Source organism: uncultured Microbacterium sp. (genome assembly GCF_947632095.1).
Taxonomy (GTDB): Bacteria; Actinomycetota; Actinomycetes; order Actinomycetales; family Microbacteriaceae; genus Microbacterium.
The window spans coordinates 1-6333 of the sequence record NZ_CANROA010000075.1 but is presented as its reverse complement, the minus strand read 5'-3'; the positions used below and the strand labels follow the sequence as shown (position 1 = coordinate 6333).

Genomic DNA, 6333 nt, shown 5'->3' with positions numbered 1-6333 from the left:
AGGTGACGCTTACCAAGTAATTTCTTCCGTCGTCGCGCCCTGGCAGTGGCGATCCCAACTCGTGGAAAGGGCCACCGTCAATGCGTCTGCCAAGAACTACCAGTAAGACTGTTCTCTCGTTGTTCGCGATTGTTGCGGCATTTGCTTTGGTAACCACTTCCCCTGCGACCGCGTCCGAGTATGGTGCACCGGCTGACGCGACCGTCGATGATGATGAGGGCGTGATCTTTTCGGTTCTCGGTGACGTCGGAGACGGCGTTGGTTCGGTTGTTACGGATGCAGATCTCGCGGAACTCGGGATCGAGGTGATCCCAGGTACAGCCTCAAGCGCACCGAAGGTGCAGGTTGAGGCTGCGCCCACCGCGCAAGCAGCGGCAACCAACAACGTACTCTTCCGGTGGAATGACTTCGGTAACCGCAAAGTTGTGTTGCGTTCCCTTCCTTACAATAAGATCCTCACCAAGCACAACTTGACGTACCGCACCCCACGCGTCGTCACCCAGAAGGCCTCGACACGAACCCCCGACGGTGGCACATCATGGCGATACCGACTTGCGGCCAAGGAGGTCAAGTGTGATTTCTGGGGGAATAACTGCAAGGTCGTGCGCACGGTCTGGGTGCGAACCGTCGTGGACTTCCGTTCGTATCAGGGGGATACATACGGAGTGGTGACCGCGTACTGTGAGGGCATTAACGGCAAGTGCCCCGATTTCGTGAAGAACGCCCTGAACCAGTGACGACGACGCACCGACAGCCGGATGACGTCGCGCTCTGGCGCGACGCCATCCGGGAAGCTTCGACCTTAGAGAACCTTCGCCCGGACGACGGTCTCATCCGGCAGATCCTGCTCGGCCCAGAAACGCTCGAGTTCACCCTCGTCGGCGGTGAGGTATTCACCGTTCCGGCCTCGGCAGATCGAAACGTGATCGCATCCGCAGCCTCGAACGCGCTGGGCCGTAGTGTCATCGCCAACCAGGCCGCGGAGTGGGAGCCCCCGGCGCAGACGGTGAACTATTGGTGGGCAGAGACTCTCTACAACTTCGGCATGCTCGCTCCCGAGGGAATCGTCATGAATCCCACGGTCGTGTTCGCCCGGATCTGGCGCGAAGGGACGGTCGCAAAGATCGAGGCCTACGACGCCGACCGGACCGCCGTTGCAGAGTTCGATCTAGAAGCAGATCACCCGCCGGTAGATACTGTCACCGACGTGCTCGAGGCCCTTCGCGCATAGGGGCAGAGAGCACCGTCACGACGGACATCGTGCCAACACGGCACACAAGAAGACTTGACCCCCTCTGCCCCTGCTTGTCCGGCGGACTGCAGAATTGATGGCACTGAGTCCGAGATCAGCGACATCGGTGGTGAGGCTGAGTAAGCGAGAACTCGCGGATCTCGATCACAACATCATTGGCACGAACTACAGAATCACTGTCACCGGACACTGAGCCCCAAAAATTTCCGTGACCAAACCGTTGCATTCGTTACCGCGGCGTTATACATTGATCGCACGGTGAATGTTTGCTGTGGCATCCACATGTGATTGCAGGACACTCTTGGTGCAAGGGACAAGGACCGATCGGAAGCCTCTCCGGTCGGTCCTTCACCGTTCGATAGGGTTAGGTCTCATGACCGACCGGAAGCTCGCGCTCGATGCGTGGGAAGGCCTTTTCCGCGCTCAACATGAGCTCCTCAACGCGATGAGCGCCGATTTCGAAGGCACTCCGATCACCCAGGCCGAATACGACGTGCTCCTCACGGTCACGCGTTCGCCTCAGATGACCGCCCGTTTGCGCGATGTGACGGCGAACATGCTCATCAGCCAGCCCAGCGTCTCGCGTCTCGTCGACCGCATGGTCTCGCGGGGTCTATTGACGAAGTGCCCCGATCCCGATGACGGCCGCGGTTCGCTGCTGACTGCGACGGATGCCGGGGCACGGGGGTTCCGTGAAGTGGCGATGGCTCACAGTCGCTCGATCGTCGACCGCATGTCGCCGTTGAACGAAGACGAGCTGCGCACCCTGCGCACCCTCACCGATAAGCTGCGCCACCGCTGACCTCTCCGCTCCGGCACGCGACGACGCGCCGTCTGGCATAGTCGTGTGTGCAGACTCCGCGCCCCGCGGAGCGACAGAGAGGTACACATATGGAGATCGCCGGAATCGTCGGCATCCTGATCCTTGTCGGTATCGGCGTCGTCGTCCTGATCGTGATCGGGCTGATCGCCCTGCTGTTCGCACGCAGCTGGATCAAGGTCGCCCGCGCCGATGAGGCGCTGGTCATCTCGGGACGCAAGCAGAAGGTGCAGCGGGCGATCGTCTCCGCCGACGGCACCGCCAGCTCCGAGATCGTCGACTCGCCCGTCACGGTCATCGTCAACGGCAAGTCGCTCGTCAACCCGATCACGCAGCGCCACGAGATCATCTCGCTGCGCTCGCGCCAGGTCTCGCTGAACGCCGAGGCCCAGTCGCTCGACAGCGTCACCCTGAACGTCGACGGTGTCGCGATCGTGAAGATCGGCTCCGACCCGCTGTACGTGCGCCGCGCCGCCGAGCGCTTCGCCTCGCAGGACAAGGCCATCGAGCAGTTCACCACCGAGCAGCTCGAAGGTGCCCTCCGCGGCATCGTCGCCACCCTCTCCGTCGTCGAGCTCATGCGCGAACGCAAGAAGTTCTCCGACCAGATCGCCGCCGAGGTCTCGCAGGAGCTCGCCGAGCAGGGTCTCATCCTCGACTCGTTCCAGATCAAGGGCATCACCGACAAGGTCGGTTACATCCAGTCGCTGGGTGCTCCCGAGATCCAGGCGAAGCGCCAGTCGGCGGAGATCTCGCAGACCAACGCCGACCGTGCGATCAACCAGAAGTACATCGCCAACCAGGAAGCGAACCTGATCGAGCAGACCGCGCTCGACACGAACACCGCAAACGCCAACGCCGGCATCGGCCGTGCGCGCGCCGAGGCCGAGCAGGCCGAGCAGCTCGCCCGTGCCCAGGCGGAGCAGGCCGTTCTTCAGCAGCAGGCCGAGAACAAGCAGGCCCAGCTCGACGCCGATGTCAAGCGCGTCGCCGACGCGCAGAAGTACGAGGCCGAGACCCGCGCTCAGGCCGAGCTCTACACCCGCGAGCGCGCCGCCGAGGCCGCCGCGATCGAGCAGGTCAAGCAGGCCGAGGCCCGCACCCGCATCGCCGAGCAGCAGGCGAAGGCCGACAAGGCCCGTGCCGATGGTGAGTCCGCCGCGGCCGTCGCCAAGGCCACCGGTGAGGCCGATGCGCTGCGCGCGCAGGCAGAAGCAGAGTCCGAGGCGCGCCGCCTGCGCGCCAACGCCGAGGCCGACGCCATCCGCGCCGAAGGTGAAGCTCGTGCAGCCGCCGTCGAGGCAGAGGCGAACGCCATCGCCTCGAACCAGGAGGCCTTCCTGTCGCAGCGCGTGCTCGAGGTTCTGCCGCAGATCATGGGCGAGTTCGCCAAGGGTTACGCGAGCATCGGCAATGTGTCGATCGTCGGCGGCTCGGGCGAAGACGGTGCGTCGAACCTCGTCGGCGCCGACAGCGCCAAGGCGATGAAGTCGGTCTTCGACAGCGTCAGCACGGCGACCGGCCTCGACATCGCCGCGATCATCCAGGGCCAGGCGGTCGGCCGCGGCATCGGTGAGAGCCTGTCGAACACCGCGCCGGCGACGAGCACCGAGACGAAGCCCACGCGCACCGCAGCGGCTCCGCCGCCCCCGGCATCAGCCGAATAAGTCACACGCCAGAGGCGTCGATCACTTCCGGGGTCGGCGCCTCTTTCGTGCGCGGACCTGAGCCTGCGGGCTGCGGAGCGGGCGGGGTGCCCGGCACAAGCCCGCACCGGCAGGACGCGCGAAGATGGAGGGGTGACAGTTTTCGACATCGCCGGCATCGGCCGGGGCCTCGTCTTCGCCGAAGCGCTGGATGATCTGGCCGCGGCTCTCGATGCGAGCGCGGCGGTCGTCGTCAGCGCCCCTCCCGGCACGGGAAAGACGACGCTCGTGCCACCCGCGGTCGCGAGCCGGGTTTCGGGACGCGTCATCGTCACCCAGCCGCGCCGCGTCGCCGCGCGCGCGGCGGCCCGCCGTCTGGCCGAGCTCGACGGCAGCCGGCTCGGTGATCGGATCGGATTCACGGTCCGCGGCGAGCGCGAGGTGTCGGATGCCACGCGCGTCGAGTTCGCCACGGCGGGCGTGCTGCTGCGGCGGTTGCTCACGGATCCGGGGCTCGACGGCGTCGATGCGGTCATCATCGATGAGGTGCACGAGCGGGCTCTCGAGACGGATCTGCTGATCGGTCTGCTCGGCGAGGTGCGCGAGCTGCGCGACGATCTCGTGCTGATCGCCATGTCGGCGACGATCGATGCGGAGCGGGTCGCCGAGACGATCGGGGCGGATACCGCACCTGCTCCCATCGTGACGCAGGCCGTGCCGCAGCATCCGCTCGTCGAGCGCTGGGCCCCCGCGCAGTGTGCGCGTCTCGATGACCGTGGCGTCACGCGCGATTTCCTCGACCATGTGGCGCGCACGACGGTGTCCGCCGCAGACGAGCGGGAAGACGACGTCCTCGTGTTCGCGCCGGGCGCTCGCGAGGTATCAGAGATCGCACGCCGCATCCGCGATGCGGCGCCCGGGCATGATGTGCGCGAGCTGCACGGGCAGGTTCCGGCCGCCGAGCAGGACGCCGTCATCCGCGGCCGTCGAGCGGGGGAGGCCCCGCGCATCATCGTCACGACATCGATCGCCGAGTCGTCGCTGACAGTCCCGGGGGTGCGCCTCGTCGTCGATACCTGCCTGTCGCGGGTGCCGCAGCGCGATGCCGGCCGCGGGATGAGTGGCCTCGTCACGGTTCCCACCTCGCGCGCATCGGCCGTGCAGCGCGCCGGACGCGCGACGCGTCAGGGCCCGGGCACCGTCATCCGCTGCGTCGATGAGCGCACCTTCGCCGCCGCCCCCGCGCGCCCCGCCCCCGAGATCGCCTCGACCGACCTCGCCGACGCGGCGCTCCTGCTCGCCTGTTGGGGAGCCCCCGGCGGCACGGGGCTCCGCCTGCTCGATCCGTTGCCCGCGGACAGCCTGCGCGATGCTGTGCGGACGCTGGAAGCGCTCGGCGCGATCGATGACACCGGACGCGCGACCGACGAGGGCCGCACGCTCGCGCGCATCCCGACAGACCCCCGGCTGGCGCGCGCCCTCGTCGACGGCAGCGCTCTGATCGGCGCTCGCTCGGCGGCCGAGGTCGTCGCCCTTCTCAGCGGCGATGTGAGAGTCAGCGATGCGGATGCCGCATCCGCCCTCGCCTCGCTGTCTGCCGGCCGCTCCCCCGAGGCCCGGCGCTGGCAGCAGGAGGTGCGGCGTCTGGAGCGCCTCGCCCCGCCGCGCACGGCGCAGACGGTGACCGTGCCACGGGCCGACGAGGTCGGCATGATCATCGCCCTCGCGTTCCCCGAGCGCATCGCACACCGCGTCGACCGCTCCGCGCAGGGCGCGACATACCTGCTGGCTTCGGGTACACGCGCCGGTGTCTCCGGGCCCCTCGCCGGTGCCGAGTGGCTGGCCGTCGCCGATGTCACGCGTGCGCAGGGTCGCGCCGCTGCCGGCACGGGTGCCGTGATCCGCACCGCCGCCGCCATTTCCTCGGAGGCCGCCGAGCGCGCGGCCGGGCCGTTACTCACCGATCGGGTCGAAGCGCGCTTCATCGATGGCCGTGTCGTCGGGCGTCGTGAACGACGACTCGGCGCGATCGTGCGTTCTTCTGTGCCGGTGCGCGTATCGGCCGATGAGGGCGGGCGCGAAGCGGCGCGCCGGGCGATCGCCGAGCAGGGCGTGGACGTCTTTACCTGGTCGGAGTCCGCCGACGCCCTCCGCCGACGCCTCGCGCTGCTGCACCGCACGCACGGATCCCCCTGGCCGGATGTCTCGGACGACGCGCTCCTCGACTCCCTCGACCTCTGGCTCGGCCCCGAGATGTCCGCACTCGCCTCGGGCACCCCGACCTCGCGCATCGATCTGACCGCCGCGCTTCGCCGCCTGCTGCCGTGGCCCGCGGCATCCGAATTCGATGCCCTCGCCCCCGAACGCCTCGACGTTCCCAGCGGCTCCCGCGTGCGCGTCGCCTACCCGCCGATCGACGATCCCGCAGCCCGGCCCGTCGTCGCCGTGAAGCTGCAGGAGTGCTTCGGCTGGGCCGCGACGCCCCGCCTCGCCGACGGCCGGGTTCCGGTGCTGTTCCACCTGCTCTCACCCGGCGGTCATCCGCTGGCCGTCACCGACGACCTCGCCTCGTTCTGGTCGGGCCCCTATGCGCAGGTGCGCGCCGAGATGCGCGG

5 protein-coding genes are annotated in these 6333 nt (G+C 67.8%); all 5 read left to right on the top strand.

Annotated features, from left to right (window positions below; all coding sequences use genetic code 11):
- The first annotated feature begins 119 nt into the window (after positions 1–119).
- On the top strand, positions 120–737 hold the full coding sequence (locus Q0Z66_RS11760) for a hypothetical protein (protein ID WP_175986978.1): 618 nt from the start codon (positions 120–122) through the stop codon (positions 735–737).
- Positions 734–1231, top strand: coding sequence for a hypothetical protein (locus Q0Z66_RS11755; protein WP_175986980.1), 498 nt, complete (start codon positions 734–736; stop codon positions 1229–1231). Before Q0Z66_RS11760 ends, Q0Z66_RS11755 begins: the two co-directional genes overlap by 4 nt.
- Positions 1232–1625: 394 nt before the next feature.
- Positions 1626–2054: a MarR family transcriptional regulator gene (locus Q0Z66_RS11750; protein ID WP_298041366.1), complete on the top strand. Its 429-nt coding sequence runs from the start codon at positions 1626–1628 to the stop codon at positions 2052–2054.
- 89 nt (positions 2055–2143) lie between these two features.
- Positions 2144–3739 (top strand): SPFH domain-containing protein, encoded by a 1596-nt coding sequence (locus Q0Z66_RS11745; protein ID WP_298041364.1) that lies wholly within the window; start codon positions 2144–2146, stop codon positions 3737–3739.
- A gap of 132 nt (positions 3740–3871) precedes the next feature.
- Positions 3872–6333 (top strand): ATP-dependent helicase HrpB (hrpB, locus tag Q0Z66_RS11740; RefSeq protein ID WP_298041359.1); only part of this gene is annotated, 2462 nt, incomplete at its 3' end.